Below are 21,650 nucleotides of genomic sequence, written 5' to 3'. Positions count from 1 at the left end.
CCGAACGGTGACGCCCGTGGCACCGGGCGTCGGGAGAGCGCTCTCCCGCAGATTAACGTGTGATGTCGCGGAGGTCAATCACGCGGACGCCCGGAGCACGAGTTCCGGTTCGAAGATGACCGACCTCGGCCGCTCCTCGGGGTCGCCCAGGGCCGTGAGCAGCACTTCCGCCATCTTCGCCGCCATCTCCTCCACGGGCTGGCGCACGGTGGTCAGCGACGGGCGGCAGGCCGCGGCGGGCGCGCTGTCGTCGAAACCGACCACCGCAACGTCCTCGGGAACGCGCTTTCCCGCAGCTAGCAGCACGTCCACGGCGCCCTGGGCCATCAGGTCGTTGGCCGCGAACACCCCGTCGACCTCCGGGTGGTCGGCGAGCAGCCGTCGCATCGCCACCGCACCGCTCGTCACCGTGAAACCACCTTCGACCGTTGGCACGTAAGGAAACCCGCTGCGCGCCATGGCGGCCCGGAACCCCGTGAGCCGGTCCTGGCTGGCGAGCACGTCCAACGGTCCGGAGATCACGCCGACGTGCGTGCGCCCGATCTCCGCGAACCGCGCGGCCGCGAGCCTGCCGCCGGCCTGGTGGTCGAGGTCGACGAAGCTGACCGGCAACGGTCGGCCGGGCCGCGCGTAGAGCACCACGGGCACCTCGGCCTCCAGCAGCCTGTCCGGCAACGACTCGGCCGCGTGCGTCGTCACCAGCAACGCCCCGTCGGCGCTGCCCTGGCGCAGGAACTCCACGACGTCGCCCCTGGTCCGGTCCGTGTCCGCGAGCATCAGCACGGGGTGGACGCCGCGGGTGCGCAGGAAGTCGACGACACCGGCGGTGACGCGGCCGAAGAACGGGTCCACGAACACGTCGGACCCGCCGCCCGCGCCCGAGATGATCAGCGCCACCGTCCCGGTGCGGCGGGTGACGAGCGACCGGGCGGCGTGGTTCGGCGTGTACCCGGTCCGCTCGATCGCGTCGCGGACCGTCTCCTGCAACTGCGGGTCGACGTTGCGGGTGCCGTTCACGACGCGCGAGACCGTCGCCCGCGACACCCCGGCCACCCTCGCGACGTCCTCGAGCGTCGGCGTGCCCTTGAGCATGATCCGTTTCACCACGGCCGAGGTGCGATCTCCGACGTGAGCCGCGTGCCACCGGCGTCCGGTCCGATCAGGACGGTGAACGCACCGGGTTCCACCTGCCACGACCCCTCCCAGTGACGGACGGCCCGGTCCGGCACCCGCACCAGCGCCTCGACCGCCTCCCCCGGCTCGGCCTGGACGACCGCGAAGCCCGCGAGCCACCTCCGGGGCCTCGGCACCGCGCTGTCCTCGCGGGACAGGTAGACCTGCACGACCTCACGCCCGCGCCGCCCGCCGACGTTGCGCACGGTCACCCGCACCACGTCCCCTTCGACCCGCGCTTCCTCGTAGTCCCACGAGGTGTAGCCGAGCCCGTACCCGAACCAGTAAGCAGGCTCGTGAGCCGCCCACGCGCGATACCCGATGGCCAGGCCTTCTCCGTAGGACAGGGATCCGTTGACGGGTAGGAAGTCCGCGACCGGCACGTCGGCCTCCCGCGCGGGCCACGTGGTCGGCAACCGCCCGCCGGGCTCGCGCTCGCCGAACAGCACGTCCGCGAGCCCGTTGCCGCCCTCCTGCCCGGGAAACCAGGTGAGCAGCACAGCGGCGGCGTCGTGCCGCCACGGCAACAGCACCGGTCCGCCGGAGTTCACGACGACGATGGTGTTCGGGTTCGCCGCACACACCGCCGTGACCAGCGCGTCCTGCTCCCCCGGCAACTCGAGCGAGCTCCGGTCCCGGCCTTCGCTCTCGATCGCGTCCGTGGTGCTGACCACCACCACGGCGACGTCGCTCCGGCTCGCCGCGTCGACGGCGGCCGCGAACTCCTCGTCCGGACGAGGCCGCGGCGGATCGGCGGCCAGCATCGAGGCCATGCCGCTGTCCTCGCCGAGCTCGCGGCAGGCGACCAGCTCGACCCGCGTCCCCTCTTCCAGCACCACCTCCACTTCGTGATGGGGCGGGCGGAGGTGCTTCACGGCGGGGTCGTCGGTGTCGATCTCCTGCACGACGTCCAGCACCCGGTCGCCGCCGACGTCCAACGTCAGCCGGCCGTATCCCGCGACCGCGAGCCGCCACGGGCCCGATGTCCTGACGTGCAGTTCGGTGCTGATCTCCAGGACCGCGGCACCCGGTACCTCCTCGGTCTCGAGGATGCGGCCGGTCAGGCGGTGTTCGCGGAACAGCACCTCGCCGTCCGAGCCGAGCACGCGCACCAGGACCGGTGCGGCCACGGGGGTCGGGCGGTCGTCGATGCGGACGCCGGGTTCGTGGACGACGTCGGTGAGCTCGGACAGCGCGGTGAGCAGGGAGTTCTCGGCGGCCGGGTAGAGGCCGGAGCTGCCGCCGCCCTGGACGCGGGGTGCCGCGGCGCCGGGTCCGATGAGCGCGATGCTCCCGCCCGGCGGGAGGGGCAGGATGCCGTTGTTGCGGAGGAGGACGGTGCTCGCGGCCACGGCTTCGCGGAGGAGGGCGGTGTCGGCGGCGAGGTCACCAGCAACGTCCGCGGCAAGGCCACCAGCGACGTCCGCGGCAAGGCCACCAGCGACGTCCGCGGCGGACTCACCTGTGGCGTCCGCGAACTCCCCTTCGCCTCCTTCCAGTTCCAGCGCCCCCACCCGCGCGGCCAGCCTCAGCAGCCGCACCACCTTGTCGTCGATCCAGCCCTCCTCCACCTCCCCCGCCTCGACCGCCGCCACCAGCCGCTCTCCCCAAGGTCCCCACGGCCCCGGCATCGACAGGTCCTGCCCCGACACCGCCGACGCCACGGTCGTCCGCACCGCACCCCAGTCCGACACCACCACCCCGTCGAAGCCCCACTCGTCCTTCAGAGGCGTGGTGAGCAGCGGGTTCTCCGACATCGGATGCCCGTTCACCCCGTTGTAGGCCGACATCACCGCCCACGCTCCCGCCTCCACCGCCGCCTCGAACGGCGCGAGGTAGAGCTCGCGGAGGGTGCGGTCGTCGACGACGACGTCGTGGGTGAGCCGGTCGGTCTCGGTCTCGTTGGCGACGAAGTGCTTCGGGCAGGCCGCGACCCCGCCGGACTGCACGCCCCGCACGTAGGCGACGCCGAGGCGGGCGGTGAGCAGCGGGTCCTCGGAGAAGCACTCGAAGTGGCGGCCGCCGTAGGGGGTGCGGTGCAGGTTCAGCACCGGGGCGAGCAGCACGTCCACGCCCTTGCTGCGGGACTCCGCGGCCAGCAGGACGCCCAGTCGCCGCACCAGGTCCTCGTCCCAGGTGGCACCGAGGGCCGTCGGGGACGGCAGGGCCAGTGACGTGCGGCGTTCGTCCCAGCCCGGGCCGCGCACGCCCGCCGGGCCGTCGGAGAACGTCAGGGCTCGCAGGCCGATCGACGGCTCCGCGCAGCTGCGCCAGACCGATCCCCCCGCCAGCAGTCGTACCTTGGCGGGCAGGTCGAGCTTGCCGACCAGGCGGGCCAGCTCGTGGTCGTCGTGCACCGGGAACCTCCTTGGAGAGCGCTCTCCAAAGAGTCGGGGTGCGGGGGTCCGGTGTCAATGCGTCGGAAGGTCGCTTCTCAGCCGCGGGGGTGGGCGGCGCCCGTCTCCAGCAGCACGGCGACCGGGAGCGTGGCCGCGCCCACCGCGACCGCGTCGGGACCCGTTCTGCCCAGCTCGAGCCGTACCTGGCCGAACGGGTGGCGCAGCGCGTGGTCGGCCGTCGCGGCGATGATCTCGTCCAGTTTGCGGGCTCCGAGAGCGAGGCCCGCCCAGCCGCCGAGGACGATGAGCTCGGGGTTGAACAGGTTCACGAGGTTGGCGATCCCGGCACCCAGATAGCCCACGGACTCGTCCACCACCCGGCGGGCGACGGCCGACCGGGACGAGAGCAGGTCCTCCAGCGCGGACTGCTCGTCCAGCCGGGGAACCTCCCGGCGCAGCGCCTCGCGGTAGCGGCCGAGCATCGCCTCCGCCCCGGCATACGCCTCCAGGCAGCCGCGCGCGCCGCACCGGCAGCGCCGCCCGCCGTAGGAGATCGTGGTGTGGCCCCACTCCCCCGCGTTGCTGGTCGCCCCGCGGTGCACGACCCCGCCGGTCACCACGGCCACCCCGACACCCGACCCGACCAGCGCGATCACCGCGTGACGGGTCCCCCGGCCGGCGCCGAACCACATCTCGGCCTGCCCCTGGGTCTTCGCGCCGTTCTCCACGTAGAGCGGCGGTGCGACACCGGCCGCCCGAAGCATCTTCTCCAGTGGAACGGCGTCCCAGCCGATCGTCTGCGCGTGCACGACGGCCGACGTCCCCTGCTCGACCGTGCCGGGCACACCCACGCCGACGCCGAGCACCGAGGACGCCGCGACGCCCGCCTCGGACAGGACCTCGCCGACCCCCGACGCGATCAGCTCGCTGACGGCGACCGGCTCCACGACGCCGAGCGGGTGGTCCACAGCGGACAGCCGGGTCATGCCGAGGTCGAACAGCTCGACCTTGATCCCCGTCTCGCCGACGTCGACCCCGATGACGTGCCCGAACGCGGGGTTGACCCGCAGCAGCACGCGCGGTCTGCCGCCGTCGGACTCGACCGATCCGGCCTCGACCAGCAGGCCCTCGTCGAGCAGCTCGCCGGTGATCGTGCTGGCCGTCGCGGCGCTCAGCCCGGTGGCCGAGCTCAGCTGCTGACGGCTCAGCGGCCCGTCCAGGAACAGCGCCGTCAGCAGCACCGACCGGTTCTGCCGGCGGAGGTCCCGGACGGTCGCCCGTGTGCGCACCATGGGCGCCGAGGTTAGTTCGCGACTAAAAATAAGCCTCGGGTCGTGACCTCTTCGTTATTGACTTGCCTGTGAGGTCAGGCGTCTACTCTACGGCGACCAGGGGCCTTCACCGGCCCCACCCGCGATGGCACGCGCGGTCACCTTCTCCCAGCGCTCACTTGATTCTTCTCGCTTTCGTTGGAGAACAAGGAGTTTCCATGAGAATCAGGCGTGTTTGCGCTGCCGTCACCGCGACCGCCCTGGCGTTCACCGGTGCCTGTTCGGCCACGAACCCCGGCAGCAACGGCAACACCGCCGGCGTGCTGAACGTGGGTATGCCGAACGGACCGCAAACGGAGAACAACAACCCGTTCCTCAACTCGTCGGCGTCCTCGTCGCTCGGCTACCGGCGGTTGCTGTTCGAACCGCTCGCGATGGTCAACGAGGTCAAGGTGACCGACCAGCCGAAGCCTTGGCTGGCAACGAAGTTCACCTGGTCGGAGAACTTCCACAAGCTGTCGCTCACGATTCGCGACGGTGTCACGTGGTCCGACGGCAAGCCGCTGACGGCCGAGGACGTGGCCTACACCTTCGAGCTGCTCAAGAAGAACCCCGGGCTGAACATCGAAGGCGTTCCGTACCAGGACATCTCCTTCTCCGGCAGCGAGGTCGTCGTCGGCTTCCCGAAGTCGCAGTTCGTCAACCAGAAGAAGATCCTCGAGCAGTTCGTGGTGCCCAAGCACCAGTGGTCGACCTTCTCCAACCCGTCGACCGAGACGCTGAAGGAACCGGTCGGCAGCGGCCCTTACACGCTGAAGTCGTTCACCCCGCAGACGGTGACGCTGTCGATCAGGGACGAGTACTGGCAGGAGCTCCCGAAGGTCAGGGAGCTGAGGTACACCTCCTACAGCGACAACAACGCGCAGACCAACGCGCTCGCCACCGGTGCCGCCGAGTGGAGCTTCACCTTCATCCCCAACTACCAGGCCGCCTACACCAGCAAGGACCCGCAGAACCACAAGCTGTGGTTCCCGCCGGTGCTCGGCGTGCACGGACTGTGGTTCAACACCAAGGCGAAGCCGTGGGACGACCCCGCGCTGCGCCGCGCCGCGAACATGGTGGTGAACCGCGACGACATCTTCATGCAGGGCGAGGCGGGCTACTTCTACCCGAAGGTCGACAACATCACGGGCATCCCGACGCCCGCCGGTGAGTCGTTCATCGCCCCGCAGTTCAAGGAGAAGAAGGTCACGGTCGACGTCGAGGGCGCGAAGAAGGCCCTGACCGAGGCCGGTTACTCCTTCGACGGCACCACGTTGAAGGGCAAGGACGGCGCCCCCGTCACGATCACGCTGACCGTGCCGTCGGGCTGGTCGGACTACGTCACCGACCTGGAGATCATCAAGGACAACTTCGCCAAGATCGGCATCGCCGCGACGGTGAACCTGCAGAACGCCGACGCGTGGACCAAGGCGCTCGACACCGGTGACTTCGGTGCCGCGATGCACTGGACCAACAACGGCCTGACGCTGTACGACATCTACCAGTCCATCATGGACGGTGCGCTGTACAAGCCGATCGGCACGCCTGGCGTGAACGGCAACTACGGCCGTTACGAGAACTCCGCCGCCACCAAGGCGTTGGACGACTTCGCGAACGCCCCCGACGAGACCGTCCGCAACGCCGCGCTGCACGAGCTGCAGAAGATCTTCGTGCAGGACATGCCCGTCATCATCACCTCCGCGGCCAACGGCGGCGGTCAGTACAGCACCAAGAACTGGGTCGGCTGGCCGAGCGAGCAGGACCAGTACGCCCCGGTGCAGCCCACGCTGGAGAACGCCCTCGACATCGTGCTGAAGCTGAGGCCTGCCTCGTGACGGCCGAGGTAGCGCCGGCGGTCTCCGGAACGGTCTCGACAGAGATCGTTCTGGAGGCCGACGGCCTCACCAAGCACTTCCCCGTCAGCGCGCCGTTCTCCCGCACGAAGAAGGCGGTGCGGGCGGTCGAGGGGGTGTCGCTCCAGCTGCGCCGGGGCAGCGTCACCGCGCTCGTCGGCGAGTCCGGGTCGGGCAAGTCGACGGTCGCGCGGCTGCTCGCCCAGCTCTACCCGCTGACGTCCGGCGAGATCCGGTTGCACGGCCAGAACGTCTCCGTGCAGCGAGGATGGGCGCACGGGCGCAAGTTCAAGGCGTACTGCCGCCGGGTCCAGATGATCTTCCAGGACCCGTTCGCCTCGCTGAACCCCGTGCACACCATCCGCTACCACCTCACGCGGGCGCTCACCATCCACGGCAACCGCGGCGACGACCTGGAGACCTCGCTCGCGGACCTGCTGACCCGCGTCCACCTGACCCCGGCGGACCGGTACCTCGACAGGTACCCGCACGAGCTGTCCGGCGGGCAGCGGCAGCGCGTCGCCATCGCACGGGCGCTGGCCGCGAGTCCCGAGGTGCTGCTGGCCGACGAACCGGTGTCCATGCTGGACGTCTCGATCCGGCTCGGTGTGCTCAACCTGTTGCGCGACCTGAAGGAACGGCTGCACCTGTCGATCCTCTACATCACGCACGACATCGCGTCCGCGCGGTACTTCGCCGACGAGACGGTGGTGATGTACGCGGGTCAGGTCGTCGAGGGCGGTGACAGCGAGAAGGTCACGCAGAAGCCGGCGCACCCGTACACGCAACTGCTGATCGAGTCGGCACCAGACCCCGACCGTCCGGCAGCGGAGGAGAAGGACGGTGGTTCCGGCGAACCGCCGTCCCTCATCGAGCCGCCGCCGGGCTGTCGGTTCCACCCCCGCTGCCCGTTCGCGATGGACGTCTGCCGCACGGACGTCCCGCCCCGTTTCGAGCTCGGCGACGGGCACTTCGCCGCGTGCTGGCTGTACCGGGAGGAGGCCGCGTGAGCTACCTCCTCAAACGGCTGACCTTCTACCTGCTCACCGCGTGGGCCGCCGTCACGATCAACTTCTTCGTGCCGCGGATGATCCCCGGTGACCCGGTGCAGGCGCTGATCACCAAGCAGCGCGGGCAGATGACGAGCGAGTCCGTCCGGTCGCTGTACGTCCTCTTCGGACTGGACAAGAACGAGAGCCTGGCCAGTCAGTACTTCTCCTACCTGGGCCAGCTCCTGCGCGGTGACCTCGGGATGTCGTTCACGTTCTTCCCGAGCCCGGTGTCGGACGTGATCGGCGACGGGCTGCCGTGGACCGTCGGGCTGGTCGGCATCACGACGGTGATCGGGTTCCTGCTCGGCACCGCCGCGGGTGCCGTGGTGGGCTGGCGGCGCGGCTCGTGGGCGGACTCGCTGATCCCGGTCACGACGTTCGTCTCGTCGATCCCGTACTTCTGGCTCGGCCTGGTGGCGATCGCCGTGCTCACCGGCCCGGGCAGCTTCTTCCCCGCGTCCGGCGCCTACGAGATCGGGCTCGTGCCGAACTGGGACTGGCAGTTCATCGGCAGCACCGTGCAGCACGGGCTGCTGCCCGGCCTGACGATCCTCGTCTCGTCGGTCAGCGGCTGGATCCTGAGCATGCGCAACATGATGGTGACGGTGTCGTCGGACGACTACGTGACCGTCGCGCACGCCAAGGGCCTGTCCGAACGCCGGGTGATGCTCGCCTACGCCGCCCGCAACGCGTTGCTGCCCAACGTCTCCGGCTTCGCGCTGGCGCTCGGGTTCATCGTCGGCGGCACCCTGCTGGTGGAGATCGTGTTCTCCTACCCCGGTCTCGGCCTGCAGCTCTTCCAGGCGGTCGGCGCCAAGGACTACCCGCTGTTGCAGGGCATCTTCCTCATCATCACGCTGTCCGTGCTGCTGGCGAACCTCCTCGCGGACGTCGCCTACCTCGCGCTGGACCCTCGCACCCGCAGGGAGGCCTGATGCGCACCAACGCCAAGGCGCTCACCGGCGTGATCATGCTGGGCGTGTTCGTCCTGCTGGCCGTCATCGGTCCCTGGATCGCGCCGTTCGACCCGTCGATGCGCAGCAACGCGCTGCTGCAACCCCCGTCGTCCACGCACTGGTTCGGCACCACGCACCTCGGCCAGGACATCTTCAGCCAGGTCCTCGCCGGCACCCGCAGCGTCGTGTTCGTCGGCGCCGTGGCCGGAGTCGCCGCGACCGTGCTGTCGGTGCTCATCGGCATCACCGCCGGGTATCTCAGCGGGTCGGCGTCGGAGGGGCTGTCGGCGCTGTCGAACGTGTTCCTGGTGATCCCGGCGCTGCCGTTGATCATCATCATCACCTCGTCGCTGCCTGAGACCAGCAACCTCACGATCGCTCTGGTGATCGGCCTGACCTCGTGGGCCTGGAACGCACGGGTGCTGCGGGCGCAGACGTTGTCGTTGCGCCGGCGGGACTACGTGGAGGCGGCACGCGCGAACGGCGAGTCGACGTGGCGGATCATCCTGTTCGAGATCCTGCCGAACCTCTACGCCGTGATCGCGTCCGGGTTCGTCGGGACGGTGCTGTTCGCGGTGATCTCCGAGATCACGCTGGCGTTCATCGGTGTCTCCGACGCGGGCGGCTGGAACTGGGGCACGGTCCTGTACTGGGCCCAGTCGCAGCAGGCGCTCGCCCAGGGCGCGTGGTGGTGGTTCGTGCCCGCCGGACTCGCGATCGCGTTGCTCGGCACGTCGTTGTCCCTGGTCAACTTCGGCATCGACGAGTACGTCAACCCGCGCCTGCGCACCCGTTTCTCGATGCGCGGCGTCCGGATGCGCGTCGGTTTCACCCCCGTGCTCGCCAAGGAGACGTCATGAAGGAACGCATTCTCGAGGTGCGCGGGCTGGACGTCGACTACGGCCTCGGCCCGGACGCGGTGCGGGCGGTCCGCAACGTCGACCTGACCCTGCACCGCGGCGAGGTCCTGGGCCTCGCCGGGGAATCGGGCAGCGGGAAGTCCACGCTGGCCTACGGGATGACGAGGTTGCTGCCACCGCCGGGCGTGGTGGCGGGCGGCGAGGTGACCTACCACCTCGACGACGGCTCGACCGTCGACCTGCTGCGGATGCGCGACGCGGACCTGCGGCGGCTGCGGTGGTCGGAGATCGCCATCGTCTTCCAGGGCGCGATCAACTCGCTCAACCCGGTGCAACGGATCTCGGCCCAGCTGATGGACGTCCTCAAGGCGCACTCGGCCGGCTCGACCCCGCGGTCACGGCAGGACCGGGCCCGGGAGCTGCTCAGCCTGGTCGGCATCGCCACCGACCGCCTGCACAGCTACCCGCACCAGTTGTCCGGCGGCATGCGGCAACGCGTGATGATCGCGATGGCGCTCGCCCTGGAACCCCGCGTCGTGATCATGGACGAGCCGACCACCGCGCTGGACGTGGTGGTGCAGCGGCAGATCCTGCGCACGCTCGTCGGTCTGCGCGAACGGCTCGGCTTCTCGGTCGTGTTCATCACGCACGACCTGTCGCTGCTGGCCGAGTTCTCGGACCGGATCGCGATCATGTACGCGGGGCAGGTCGTCGAGGAGGCGGTGTCGGCCGATCTCTACCGCACTCCCCTGCACCCCTACAGCGACGGGCTGCTGCGCTCGTTCCCCTCGGTGAGGGGGCAGCGGCGGGAACTCTCCGGCATTCCCGGCTCGCCACCCGACCTGCGGATGATGCCGACCGGGTGCGCGTTCCACCCGAGGTGCCCACGAGCGCTGGACGTGTGCGACGAGCAGGTCCCCGTCTTGGGGCAGAGCAGGGACAACCGGTCGGTGGCCTGCTGGCTGCACCCGGTCGCCGTGTCGTGACGCGTGCGGCGCCCCACCCGTGAGCGGGGCGCCGCATCGCGCTCTACCAGCCGGAGTTTCCGGTGCCGCGCTGGATCGTGTAGCGGTTCTCGTCGTTGGCCATGCCCTGGCTGCCGGTCCCCTTCACGCCCGACACGGTCACCCGGTCGAAGCGCCCGGTGCCGGTCACCAGGTTGAAGTGCATCCCGTGGGAGCCCGCGTTGGACACGGCGACGCCCTTGTCGTCGGTGAACGCCTCGGTCGCCCCGCCCGTGCCGTTGACGCGGACGTCGTCGACGGTCAGGTTCGTGATCGCCTTGTTCCAGCTGAACAACACGCCGTGGTAGCTGGAGTCGGTGATCTCCAGGTCCTTCAGGACCAGCGCCCCGGTGATGTCGGCGCGCTCGGCGAACACCCAGACCGCGCCGGTGTGGGTGTTCCAGTCCCAGTTGCGGGTACCGGCCCTGGTCAGCGTGGTGCGCTGCACGGCGGTGGTGCCGCCGAACGGCTTGGCCTCGTGCCAGCTGGAGACCATGACTCCGGCGCCGTTGAACACCGTGTCGCTGATCAGCGAGTCCTCGACGCGGTTGTCCGTGCCGCCGTAGATCGCGGCACCGTTGGCGAGGATCGGCAGCGAGATCGTGTTGAAGGCGAACACGCTGCGGCTCACCGCGCTGTTGCGGTCCCAGGACCACATGGCCATGCCGTCGTCGCCGGTGTTGCGGAAGCTGCTCTGCTCGACGCGGACGTTGGTGGTGGGTCCGTTGTTGCCGTTGATGTTCAGGCCGTCGGCCATGGTGTTGCGCACCCGCAGGCCCGCGGCGTAGAAGCCGTCGGCCTGCTTGAGCCACAGGCCGGTCTTGGCGTGGTTGGTGGCCACGTTGAACACCGTCGAGGCCGAACCCGACTCCACCTCGATGAACGAGTCGGAGTTCGGTGCCTCGTCCGGGTCGCGGGTGGTGACGTCGCCGTCGAAGGTGAGGTCGGCGATCGTCGTGCCCGCGCCGGTGATCGCGAACCCGCCGCGCCGGTTCGCTCCACTGAGGACGGTGTGCCAGATGCCCGCGCCGCGCACGTCGACGCCACTGACGTTCACGATGCTGTTCAGGTTGTACGCGCCCGCGGGCAGCCACACGCCCTTGGCCGCGGTTCCCTGAGCGGCGGCGACGGCCGCGCGGATGCCGGCGCTGTCGTCCGCCCCGTCACCGGGGTTGGCGCCGTGCGTGCGGACGTCGACGTACCCGGCGGGCGCGGGCGTCGCGGTGGCGACCTCGGCGTCGACGAGGTCGACGGTGATGTACGCGCTGGCGGTGGTGTCCTTGGCCAGGCGGATCACCGTGCCCGCGGGGTAGGTCTGCGGGAGCAGGACGCGCGCGTCGTCGAAGTAGCGGTGCGGGCGTGCCCCGCCCGGCCCCTCGGCGAACGGGTAGCCGCCGTACATCCAGCTGTACTTCGAGGTCAGCGACAGGTCGCGGACCTTGGTGCCGTTCGCGTGGACGGCCAGCGGCGCGGTGGTGCCGTCGGGAACACTTGCACGAACGGTGAGGGCGTTGGCGGGCTTGGTCAGGGTGATCTGCACGTGCTGGCCGGTGCCGGTGAGCGTGACGGCGCTGCGCCCGGAGGCCTCGGCGACGTCGGTCGTGTACTTGCGGCCCGGAGTGAGCTTGGTGCCGGTGGTGGTCCCGGCCTCGGCCTCGTAGGTGGTGAACGGGACGGTCGCGCCGCGAGCGGCCAGAGCGGTCGAGCCGGTCACGGCGATGTTGTCGAGCTGTGCGCCCGTCGCGTCCTGGTAACCGATGATGTTCAGGCCCTCGCGCAACGTCGCGGTGTGGGTGGCGGTGCGCCAGCCGCTGCCGCCGGTGAGGTTCACTTGCGCGCCCTTGACGCCGTTGACGTAGGTCGTGACGGTCCCGGTCGCGGAGGCCGTGTACCGCAACGAGATGGTGGCGGAGCCGGCGGCGGTCTGGTTGATCGTGCGGATGACCCGTGCACCCGCACCGGGCAGGGACACCGCGCCGGACCCGGTCGCGCCCGCCGTGGTGGTCGTGACGGCGCCGCCGCCGAGGAAGCCGCTCTCCAGCTCGACGGTGCCCTCCGGAGTGGGGGTGCTGGTGTCCGGGGTGAGGGCGACGCTGTCGAGGTTGATGTTGCCGTTGTCGTTGCCGCCGAAGGACACCGCGACGGTGTTGGACCCGACCGCGGTGGTGACGGCGACGCTCGACGTGGCCCACTCGCTCCACGACGCGGTCGCGGGCAGCGACACCTGCTGCGCCACACCGTTGACCGTCACGGTCATGGTGCGCGGCGAGCCCGTTCCGTTGGCGTAACGCAGGTCCAGCTTCGCCTTGGTCGCCGTGGAGGAGACGGCGAACGTCGCCGCCGCGCCCCGGTTCGCATCGGTGAACCCGCCGACGTACCCGCTGCCGGTGTGCCCGCCGTGTTCGGATTCCACCCGCGCACCACCGGACAGCGCCCCGGACTCCGCCTCGACGACCCCGGCGGCCGGAACCACGGGCTCCACCGACAGGCTGTCGAGGTTGACGTTGCCGTTGTCCGCGGTGCCGTAGCGCACGGCGAGCGTGTTGGCGCCCGCGTTCAGGGTGACGTCCTGGCTCACCGTCCCCCACGACGCCCAGCCCGCGGTGGCCGGGAGCGAGAGCTGCCGGGAGCCGCCGTTGACGGCCAGGGTGACGGTGCGCGCGCCGCCGGTTCCGTTGGCGTAGCGCAGGACCAGCCGGTTCGCACCGGCCGTGGAGCCGCTCGTGGTGACGGTGAACGCGGCGTTGCCGCGGTTCGCGTCGGTGAACCCGCCGACGTACCCGCTGCCGGTGTACCCGGCGTGCTCGGTCTCGGCGCGGGCCCCGCCGGAGAGCGCGGCGGACTCGGCCTGGTGGACGGTGGGGGCGGCCGAGACCGCGGTGATGCCGCCCGCCACGAGGGCAGCGGCGAGTACCGCGACCTTCACGGCCGCGGGGAGTTTCCTCAACATCGTTGTTGTTCTCCTAGGCGAATCGGGACAGGGCCGAGGTCGTGTCAGGCACGTCGGTTCGATGAGAGTCACGGTCGAGAGACGCGGACGGACGTGCCGGACGCGACCTAACCTTTGACCGCTCCCTCGAGCGCACCGCTCTGCAGGAACAGCCGTTGGAACACCAGGAACAGCGCCACCGGGATGACCGACGAGATGGCGAGCGCGGCGAGGAACACGTCGAGCTCGACGTAGCGCTGCAACGCGGGCAACCGCACCGAGAGCGGCTGCACCGCCGGGTCGGGCAGCACCAGCAGCGGCCAGAGGAAGTCCTTCCAGCTGGCCACCACCGCGAACACCGACACCACGCCCAGGATCGGGCGTGAGAGCGGCAGCACCACCGACCAGAACACCCGCACCGGACCGGCGCCGTCGACCCGTGCGGCCTCCAGCACCTCGCGCGGCAGGTTCGCGAAGAACCGTTGCACCAGCACGACGTTGAACGCGCTGGCACCGGCGGGCAGCCACACCGCCCAGAACGTGTTGATCATCCCGGTCCGCACGACCGTCAGGTACAGCGGCACGAGCAGCACGATCGCCGGGACGAACAGCGTGCCGAGCACGACGGCGGTGACCAGCCGTCCGTAGCGGGGCCGCAGGATCGCCAGGGCGTATCCGGCGGTGGTGGCCACGACGAGCTGCACCAGCCACGACCCGGCGGCGATGACCACGGTGTTGAAGAAGTACTTGTCGATCTCCACCCGCGTCCACGCGGTGAGCAGGTTGGCGAGGTCGACGCCGCTCGGGAAGAGCGTCAACGGTGCGCGCAGGGTGTCCTGGGTGGGCGTGATCGCGGCCTTGGCGAGCCACAGCATCGGCCCGAGTCCGGTGAGCAGCAACGCTCCCAGCAGCAACGCCTGGACCACGCCCAGCGTCCGGCGGATCGCCGGGGTGGCCCGTTCCGACGGGGAGATCAGCCCGCGCTTCACGTCGCACTCCAGGACTTGGTCACTCGCAGGTACAGGGCGGAGAGCACGGCCAGCACGGCGGCGAGCATGATGCTCAGCGCGGTGGCGGCGCCGTAGTCACCGCCGAGGCTGCTGCCGAAGGCGTAGTCGTAGATCAGCAGCAGGACCGTCATCGTCGAGTTCGCCGGTCCGCCGCCGGTGAACAGAAACGGTTCGAGGAACACCTGCGCGGTGCCGATGATCTGCAGGATGAACGTCACCAGCAGCACACCGCGCAACCGCGGCAGGGTGACGTGCCAGATCTTGCGCCAGATCCCCGCGCCGTCGATCTCGGCGGCCTCGTACTGCTCGGCGGACACCCCGGCCAGCGCGGCCAGGTAGATGATGACGGTGCCGCCGGCCGCCGCCCAGGTCGCCTCCAGCACCAGCGCGGGCATGGCGCTGCCGGGGTCCTGCAGCCACTGCCACGGACCGAGACCGGCCCAGCCGAGCACGGTGTTGAACACCCCGGACGGACTGGCGTCGTAGAAGAACTTCCACAGCAGCACGGCGACCACGGGCGGCACCACGACCGGCAGGTACGCCAGCGCGCTGAACAGGCCGCGGCGGGCCCGGACCTCGCTGATCAGCACGGCGGCGACCAGCGGGATCGGGTACCCGAACACCAGTGCCAGCACCGCGAACCACAGCGTGTTGCCGACCGCGGTCCACAGCAGGGGGTCGGCGAGCACCTGGGCGAAGTTGTCGAGCCCGACGAAGTGCACCGGGCCGACGAGGTTCGTGCGCTGGAAGCTCATCACCACCGACTGCGCGATCGGCGCCCAGGAGAACACCCCGAACACCACCAGCAACGGCAGCAGGAACAGCAGGTTCGTCAGCCCGCCGCGACGGACCCAGGTGGAGGGTGAGCGCCTGCGTCGGGGAGCCGGCGGCGGTGCGACGACCGCCGCCGGACGGACCGGGGACTGGACGGCCACCGCTCAGCCCCGGCCGATCGTGCTCTGCGCGTCGGCGTCAGCAGCCTCGAGCAGTGCGGCGACGTCGGCGCCGCGGTCGGTGAGCAGCTTCTGCACCGTGGTGTCCAGGATCTTGTAGACCTCCTGGGTGGACCTGGTGGGCTCGGTGACGAGCGGCTGGTCGAACATCTTGTCGGTGTAGGGCTTCATCTGCGTCAGCGGCACGTTCACGTACTGCTTGACCCACTCCTGCTGCTTGTCGTACGTCGCCCGGTCCACCACGGGCAACGCGGGCACTCCGACGGGCTGCTTGGTGTCCGACAACGTCTTCGCGTCGGCGACCGCGGCGTCCTGGTTCGTGAGCTTGCCCATGTAGTAGAAGTCGATCCACTTCACGGCGGCGTCCTTGCCCCGCTCACCCGCGTTCGAGCTGACGACGGCGAGCGTTCCGCCACCGAGCACACCCGCGTCGGGCTTGTCGGCGAGAGGCAGTGCGGCCACGCCGTAGTCGGCGGGCTCAAGACCGTTCTGGGTGAGCAGGTTGCCGTAGTTGCCGCCGCCCGAGACGTACATCCCGATGCGTCCGGCGGCGAAGTCCTGGTTGATGCCCGCCCAGTCGTAGAGGAAGTTCGCGCCCATCGAGTTGTCGTCCCACCGCATGGCGCGCAGCGTCGTGAGGACCTCGGTCATCTCCGGGGTGTCGACGGTCGCCTCCGCGGTGTCCCCGCTGATCTTCTCGGTGCGCCCGCCGAACGCGTAGTCGAGCGTCGTGAGGATCCAGCCGCCGGTGTTGCCCTGGGTCATCTGCGCGTAGCCGGCCTGGCCGGTGCGGTCGGTGATCTGCTTGGCCGCGCTGCGGACCTCGGCCCACGTCGTCGGCGGCCTGTCCGGGTCGAGTCCCGCCTGCGTGAACAGGGTGCGGTTGTAGTGCAGCGCCTGGCCGTAGGCGGCGATCGGGACCGCCCACTGCTTGCCGTCGGCCGACTGGCCCGCCTTGGCGACGGTCGGGTTGAGGCCCGACGCGTAGGGCAGGGCGCCGACCCTCGAGCTGATGTCGGCGATCTGCTTGCGTTCGATGAGCCCGCGGCCGTCGGTGAACGGCACGGTCAGCACGTCCGGAGCCGTGCCGCCCGCGAGCTGCGCGGTGAACGTCGCCGCCGTCCAGGTGTACTCCTGGGGCTTCACGTCGATGTCGGGGTTCGCCTGCTCGAACTGGGCGACGCGGGCGTTGAACGCCTCGATGGCCTTGCTCTCGAGCCCGGCGTCCATGGCGACGGTGAGGACGACCTTGCCGTCGGCGTTGAGCTCGTCGTCGGGGCTGGACCCGCACGCGACGAGTGCGAGAGGCAGCACGAGAGCGGCGGCGAGTGTTGTGCGGTGGGACTTCATTGTCTCTCCAGGGGAACTACGCGCGCAGCCACGCGGCGGCGTCGGTCGGCAGGTGGGTCCCGTCGAGCGGGGCGCTGGTCAGCAGGACCTCGTGGTGCGGGGGCAGCGGGAGCGGATCGGGGCCGAGGTTGACCACGCACACCACGTCGTCGCGGCGGAAGGCGAGCGCGTCCGGGCCGAGGTCCACCCAGTCGAAGGACTCTCCGCGCAGGCCGGGTTCGGAGCGTCGGGACGCCAGTACGGACCGGTACAGCGAGAGCATCGACGCGGGGTCGTCGTTCTGCGCCTCGACGGACCTGTCGCCCCAGCCTTCGGGCTGCGGCAACCAGGTCGGCTCGCCGTCCTCGGGCCCGAAGCCGCAGGAGGTGCCGGCTTTGCTCCACGGCAACGGGACTCGGCAGCCGTCGCGGCCGGGGTCGACGCCCTCCGAACGGAAGTGCATCGGGTCCTGCAGCACGTCCAGCGGCAGGTCCTCGACCTCGGGCAGGCCCAGCTCGTCGCCCTGGTAGAGGTAGAGCGTGCCGGGCAGCGCCGCCGTGAGCAGTGCCGCCGCCCGTGCCCGCCGCTCCCCCAGCTCCAGGTCGGTGGGTTCGCCGAAACGCTTGGCCAGGAACGCGAACGACGTCTCGGCACGGCCGTACCGGGTCACCGGGCGGGTCACGTCGTGGTTGGACAGCACCCACGTCGCGGGTGCGTTCACGGGCGCGTGGGCGTCCAAAGTGGACGCGATCGAGTCGCGCAGCTCCTTGGCGTCCCAGGGACGGCCCATGAAGTCGAAGTTGAACGCCGAGTGCATCTCGTCGGCGCGCAGGTAGCGGGCGAAGCGCTTCTGGTCATCCAGCCACACCTCGCCGACCAGCACCCGCGGTTCGGCGTAGGAGTCGGCGACCGCCCGCCAGCCGCGGTAGATGTCGTGCAGCTCGTCGCGGTCGATGAACGGGTGCTCCCCGGCGGCGTAGGTCTCCGGGACCTCGGGCAGTGCGGGGTCCTTGACCGGCATGGACGCCGAGTCGACGCGGATGCCCGCCACGCCGCGGTCGAACCAGAACCGCAGCACGTCCTCGTGCTCGCGCCGCACGTCGGGGTGGTTCCAGTTGAGGTCGGGCTGCTCGGGCGCGAACAGGTGCAGGTACCACTGGCCGGGCCGGCCGTCGGCCTCGGTGACGCGGGTCCACGTCCCGCCAGCGAAGCTCGACCGCCAGTTCGTCGGGGGCAGTTCGCCGTGCTCGCCCTTGCCCTCGCGGAACCAGAAGCGCTCCCGTTCGGGCGAGCCGGGGCCCGCCTTCAGAGCCGCCTGGAACCACGTGTGGTCGCTGGAGACGTGGTTGGGCACCACGTCGACGATCGTGCGGATTCCCAGCGCGGCGGCGTCGGCGATGAGCGCCTCGGCGTCGGCCATCGTGCCGAACGCGGGGTCGATCGCGCGGTAGTCGGCGACGTCGTAGCCGCCGTCGGCCATCGGCGAGAGGTACCAGGGCGTGAACCAGATGGCGTCGACGCCCAGGTCGCGCAGGTGGCCGAGGCGGGACCGCACGCCGGCGAGGTCGCCGATCCCGTCGCCGCCCGCGTCGGCGAAGCTGCGCGGGTAGATCTGGTAGATCACCGCGCTGCGCCACCAGGGCGCGTGCGGCTTGTCCGTCGTCACGGTGCGATTCCCCTCGTTCGAACCCAGGCGCACAAGCGGTGCGCCGATCATCGCTGATCAGAGTAGGTATAGCGCTATATCTGCGTGGTGTGGAAAGCTAGCCTGCGGCACGGTGGGTGTCAACGGCGGAAATCGGAGGGGCGCACTTGCGGGTCACCTTGAAGGACATCGCGGAGGCGGCGGGCGTCAGCGTGATGACCGTGTCGAACGTGATCAACGGCAAGAGCGCGCGGGTCTCGACGGAGACCATCGAGCGGGTGCGCCGGATCATCGACGAACGCGGGTACGTGCCCAGCGCGTCGGCGCGCAGCCTCGCCGCCAACCAGTCCCGCCTGATCGGCCTGCTCGTGCCCGCGGCCAGCGAGGACAGCCTCGCGATCAGCCCGCACAACATCGCGATCATCGGCCAGATAGAGCGCCGGCTCCGCAAGCGCGGCTACCACCTGCTGCTGCGCGGCGTCGCCGACACGTCCGAGATCGGCGAGGCGCTGCGCTCGTGGAGCCTCGACGGCGCGGTGCTGCTGGGCTTCCTGGACGAGGAGATCGCCGACCTGCGCCGCCAGGTCACCGGCGCGACCCCCGTGCTGGCGATCGACAGCTACTCCGGCAACCCCCTGACCACGGGCGTGCGGTCCGACGACTTCACCGGCGCCCGCCTGGCCGCCGAACACCTGCTGTCCCTGGGACACCGCCGGATAGTCTTCGCCGGTCCGTCGTTCACCGACGTCGGTGTTGTGCACGAACGCTTCCTGGGTTTCCGCAAGGCGTTCTCAGACGCTTCCGCGTCCTTTGCGGACTGTCCTGTCGAGACGCTCAACACCACGCACGAGAACGGCCTCGCGCTGGGCAGACGGCTGCTCGACACCCACCCGGAGGCGACGGCGGTGTTCGCCACCGCCGACATCCTGGCGATCGGCCTCATCGAGGGCCTGCGGGAGGCCGGCGTGAGCGTTCCGGACCGCGTGTCGGTGGTCGGCTTCGACGACCTGGACATCAGCGCCTACATCACGCCGAAGCTGACGACCATCGCACAGGACATCGTCGGCAAGGCCACCCACGCCGTCGACCGCCTGCTCACGCTCGTCGACGGTGGCGACCGTCCGTCCGACCCCCTGGTGCTGGACGTGCGTCTGGTGACCCGCAACTCGACGGCGCCACCTATGTCCCGATGACCGCGTTGAGGCCGCTCGCCTGGGTGCGCCAGTCGACCTGGTTGGGGCTGCCACCCGCCCAGCGCTGACCGATCCGGTTCAATGCGTCGCGGTCCGCGGCCCACACCGAGTCCGCCTGCCGGCGCGCGTACCGCTGGTAGGCGGCTGCGTTGGTGGCCTTTCCGAGGTCGTTCAGGTAGCGCAGGAAGATGCCCTTGAACTGCTTCTGGTTGTCGTCGCAGGAGTTCGTGCCGACGTCGCAGGACTCGGTCAGCACGCCGTTGCGGGTGAGCACCGTGCCGGCGATGGCCGAGTCCGCCAGACGCCGTGCCGTGTCGAGGTACCTGACGTCCCCGGTCGCTCGCCACACCTCGACGAACCCGCCGACTCCCAGCCCTTGGTTGTACGTCCACACCGTCTGGCCGTTGTTGCGGCAGTCACCGGTGAGCCCGTCGTTGACGAGCCCGGCCGAGTTGATCAACCCGCTGCCGAGGTACCAGTCGGCCGCCGTGCGGGCACGCTGCAACCACAGCGAGTCTCCCGGCGTGCGCCGGTGCACCGCCGCGGTCAGCCGCAGGTACTGGCCGTTCGTCACGGCGTTCTTGTAGGTGCGCTCCCGGTCCCACCAGACACCGCCGCCGCACGTGCGGGCGTCCCAGTACTGGTGCACGTACGCCGCGATCGTGGTGGCCGTGGCGAGATAGCGCTGATCACCTGTGTGGTCGTAGGCGGCGATCCACGTGAGCCCCCACCACGCGCTGTCGTCGATCGACCGGCTGATGAAGTCGCCCTCGATCGGGTCCGTGCTCCGCTGCCCCGCCGCGAAGGTCCCGCGGTTCACGTCGAAGGTGCGCGCGATGACCCAGTCGTAGTCCCTCAGGCCGGAGTCCATCACGGCGGAGAGCGTCGTCGCCGAGTTCCACCAGCTCGACGGCCACCACGCGGTGGTCGGGTCGTAGGAGTACAGCAGCGCGTCGGCGGCGGCCCGCGTCCTCGTGGGCACCGGCCGCGCCCACGCCGTGCAGCTGCCCTCCTGGTGCGCCGCTTCCCTGCCGCACGCCCGCACCGCCCCACCGAAGTGGCGCCCGCGCGGGTCTCTGGTGGCGAACATGGTGGTGCGCGCCGAAACGTTTCCGGCAGGTGTGGAGGTGCGGCCGAGCGAGGACCCGCCCGGCCAGCTGGCACCGCCGTCCCAGGACCGGTCGAGCCAGACCTCGTCCCCCGCACCGCCCGCCTCGATACCGGCCCACGCCATGCCGTTCGCGTCGGTGTGCAGCCTGATCACCCGGCCGTACAGCGTGGTCGGCGGCACCGGCTGCAGATCACCGTTGGCCTGTCCGGCGTTCGTGCGGTCGCACAGCACGTCGCACACGGTCGGATAGATCCACTCGGTGCACGTCACCGCGGCGGCGTCACCACACGCCCGGATCAGGCCGCGCCGGTGGTGGCCGGGGTCGGTGACGTTGTACATCAACGTCCTGGTGCCCGTCCACGAGCCGGGGATGCTCGCCCTGCCCAGCAGACCCTCCCAGCTCGCGCCGCCGTCCCAGGACCTGTCCAGCCACACCGAGTCACCGGTGACGCCGTTGTCGATGCCGGCCCAGGCCATGCCGTCCCGGTCCGAGGCGTGCAGCACCAGCCGGCGGCCGTTGATCTGCTTCTCCGGCACCGGGAAGGTCTCCTGCGCGGCCTTCGACGGGTCGAGGGTGTCGCAGGACAGCACGCAGACCACGGCGGCCGTGGCCACGGGCGTGGAGGAGTTGCTGGGCGGCGGAACGCTGGGCGGTGCGGAGATCGGCGCCACCAGCATCAGGAGGGCCACCACGAGGTTCAGCACGCCGACCACACTCCCCGCATCCATGGGAACGCTCTCATGGTCTTGGCCGCGGAACAGTCCGGTCAACGGAGCAACCGGTTCTTGTCCAGGACAGACTCCGAAGGGCCTCGTTCGCCCCCCGGACCGGGAACCGCCGAGCACGAGAGTCGGTCCAGCTCGGTTCCGAACGCCTGCGGCACAACGAGGAAAGCCCGCTCGCCGGCTCGTCTCCGACCGAGCCGGCGA

Annotated in this window: 15 protein-coding genes; 6 read left to right on the top strand and 9 right to left on the bottom strand. The window is 70.4% G+C overall.

Annotated features, from left to right (window positions below; genetic code table 11):
* Positions 1-78: 78 nt before the first annotated feature.
* The 3 genes from ACWF7A_RS29585 to ACWF7A_RS29575 all read right to left on the bottom strand — a co-directional run bounded on the left by ACWF7A_RS29585 (position 79) and on the right by ACWF7A_RS29575 (position 4,804).
* Complete coding sequence (locus ACWF7A_RS29585; RefSeq protein WP_452253766.1) at positions 79-1,104, bottom strand: LacI family DNA-binding transcriptional regulator; 1,026 nt, start codon at positions 1,102-1,104, stop codon at positions 79-81.
* Complete coding sequence (locus ACWF7A_RS29580; protein WP_452253765.1) at positions 1,101-3,530, bottom strand: glycoside hydrolase family 3 C-terminal domain-containing protein; 2,430 nt, start codon at positions 3,528-3,530, stop codon at positions 1,101-1,103. Before ACWF7A_RS29580 ends, ACWF7A_RS29585 begins: the two co-directional genes overlap by 4 nt.
* Before the next feature lie 77 nt (positions 3,531-3,607).
* Positions 3,608-4,804, bottom strand: coding sequence for an ROK family protein (locus tag ACWF7A_RS29575; RefSeq protein ID WP_452253764.1), 1,197 nt, complete (start codon positions 4,802-4,804; stop codon positions 3,608-3,610).
* Positions 4,805-5,001: 197 nt separating this feature from the next.
* On the opposite strand from ACWF7A_RS29575, the gene ACWF7A_RS29570 reads away from it, so the two are divergent.
* Genes ACWF7A_RS29570 through ACWF7A_RS29550 form a run of 5 tightly spaced genes read left to right on the top strand, consistent with a single transcriptional unit; the run spans position 5,002 to position 10,532 of the window.
* Entirely contained in the window at positions 5,002-6,660 is a 1,659-nt protein-coding gene (locus tag ACWF7A_RS29570) for an ABC transporter substrate-binding protein (RefSeq protein ID WP_452253763.1), read from the top strand.
* Complete coding sequence (locus tag ACWF7A_RS29565) at positions 6,657-7,688, top strand: ABC transporter ATP-binding protein (RefSeq protein ID WP_452253762.1); 1,032 nt, start codon at positions 6,657-6,659, stop codon at positions 7,686-7,688. Before ACWF7A_RS29570 ends, ACWF7A_RS29565 begins: the two co-directional genes overlap by 4 nt.
* Entirely contained in the window at positions 7,685-8,665 is a 981-nt protein-coding gene (locus ACWF7A_RS29560) for an ABC transporter permease (RefSeq protein WP_452253761.1), read from the top strand. The genes ACWF7A_RS29565 and ACWF7A_RS29560 overlap by 4 nt, the downstream gene beginning before the upstream one ends.
* Complete coding sequence (locus tag ACWF7A_RS29555) at positions 8,665-9,546, top strand: ABC transporter permease (RefSeq protein WP_452253760.1); 882 nt, start codon at positions 8,665-8,667, stop codon at positions 9,544-9,546. Before ACWF7A_RS29560 ends, ACWF7A_RS29555 begins: the two co-directional genes overlap by 1 nt.
* Positions 9,543-10,532 (top strand): ABC transporter ATP-binding protein, encoded by a 990-nt coding sequence (locus tag ACWF7A_RS29550; protein WP_452253759.1) that lies wholly within the window; start codon positions 9,543-9,545, stop codon positions 10,530-10,532. The genes ACWF7A_RS29555 and ACWF7A_RS29550 overlap by 4 nt, the downstream gene beginning before the upstream one ends.
* Before the next feature lie 43 nt (positions 10,533-10,575).
* Here ACWF7A_RS29550 and ACWF7A_RS29545 read toward each other — a convergent pair whose 3' ends face one another.
* The 5 genes from ACWF7A_RS29545 to ACWF7A_RS29525 all read right to left on the bottom strand — a co-directional run bounded on the left by ACWF7A_RS29545 (position 10,576) and on the right by ACWF7A_RS29525 (position 18,488).
* Complete coding sequence (locus ACWF7A_RS29545; protein ID WP_452253758.1) at positions 10,576-13,500, bottom strand: CBM35 domain-containing protein; 2,925 nt, start codon at positions 13,498-13,500, stop codon at positions 10,576-10,578.
* Between the two features lie 107 nt (positions 13,501-13,607).
* Positions 13,608-14,468 (bottom strand): carbohydrate ABC transporter permease, encoded by an 861-nt coding sequence (locus tag ACWF7A_RS29540; RefSeq protein WP_452253757.1) that lies wholly within the window; start codon positions 14,466-14,468, stop codon positions 13,608-13,610.
* Positions 14,465-15,424: a carbohydrate ABC transporter permease gene (locus ACWF7A_RS29535; protein WP_452253756.1), complete on the bottom strand. Its 960-nt coding sequence runs from the start codon at positions 15,422-15,424 to the stop codon at positions 14,465-14,467. Before ACWF7A_RS29535 ends, ACWF7A_RS29540 begins: the two co-directional genes overlap by 4 nt.
* A 3-nt stretch (positions 15,425-15,427) precedes the next feature.
* Positions 15,428-16,792 carry an ABC transporter substrate-binding protein gene (locus ACWF7A_RS29530; protein ID WP_452253755.1) on the bottom strand — a complete coding sequence of 455 codons (1,365 nt, stop codon included), beginning with the start codon at positions 16,790-16,792 and terminating at the stop codon, positions 15,428-15,430.
* Positions 16,793-16,808: 16 nt separating this feature from the next.
* Complete coding sequence (locus ACWF7A_RS29525; RefSeq protein ID WP_452253754.1) at positions 16,809-18,488, bottom strand: glycoside hydrolase family 13 protein; 1,680 nt, start codon at positions 18,486-18,488, stop codon at positions 16,809-16,811.
* A gap of 95 nt (positions 18,489-18,583) precedes the next feature.
* On the opposite strand from ACWF7A_RS29525, the gene ACWF7A_RS29520 reads away from it, so the two are divergent.
* Positions 18,584-19,609, top strand: coding sequence for a LacI family DNA-binding transcriptional regulator (locus ACWF7A_RS29520; protein ID WP_452253753.1), 1,026 nt, complete (start codon positions 18,584-18,586; stop codon positions 19,607-19,609).
* Here ACWF7A_RS29520 and ACWF7A_RS29515 read toward each other — a convergent pair.
* Positions 19,596-21,449 (bottom strand): glycoside hydrolase family 76 protein, encoded by a 1,854-nt coding sequence (locus ACWF7A_RS29515; protein ID WP_452253752.1) that lies wholly within the window; start codon positions 21,447-21,449, stop codon positions 19,596-19,598. The genes ACWF7A_RS29520 and ACWF7A_RS29515 overlap by 14 nt on opposite strands.
* Positions 21,450-21,650 lie beyond the last annotated feature (201 nt).

The organism is Lentzea sp. NPDC055074 (assembly GCF_053608005.1).
The sequence above is the reverse complement of the archived record's forward strand: the minus strand, read 5'-3'. Positions and strand labels throughout refer to the sequence as shown.